This window comes from Allokutzneria sp. NRRL B-24872 (assembly GCF_002155965.1).
In the GTDB taxonomy this organism is placed as follows: Bacteria; Actinomycetota; Actinomycetes; order Mycobacteriales; family Pseudonocardiaceae; genus Allokutzneria.
The window spans coordinates 1-479 of record NZ_MUMH01000143.1; the positions used below are offsets into that span (position 1 = coordinate 1).

Sequence of the window (479 nt, forward strand, 5' to 3'; positions counted from 1 at the left end):
CAGCTCGGAGAACTCGTCGACGATCACCAGCAGCGCCGGCAGCGGGTCGAGCGGGGCGCCCGCGGTGCGCGCCTTCTCGTAGTCGCGCTGGTTGGCGTAGTTGCCCGCCTTGCGCAGCAGCTCCTGCCTGCGCATCAGCTCGCCGCCGATCGCGTCGAGCATGCGGTCGACCAGGTGCAGCTCGTCTTCCAGGTTGGTGATCACCGCGCTGGTGTGCGGCAGCTTGTCCAGCTTGGTGAAGGTCGCGCCACCCTTGAAGTCGGTGAGCACGAAGTTGAGGATCTCCGGGTCGTGGGTGATCGCCAGCGCCAGCACCAGGGTGCGCAGCANNGAGCTCCATCGGCCTGCCGTCGGCGTTGAGACCGATCGGCACCCGGAGCCGGTCGCGGTTGGACCTGGCCGCCCAGGTCTGCCCCACGTCGAGGTGGTAGGGATCGCCGAGCCCGAGCAGGTCGGTCAGCTCCAGCGAGGTTGACAGC

1 protein-coding gene is annotated in these 479 nt (G+C 68.8%); it reads right to left on the reverse strand.

Translation table 11 applies throughout. The features are described 5' to 3' along the window. The coding region (locus tag CCN37_RS41135) for an FtsK/SpoIIIE domain-containing protein (protein ID WP_256388089.1) at positions 1 to 315 on the reverse strand (315 nt) is incomplete at its 3' end. Positions 316 to 479 lie beyond the last annotated feature (164 nt).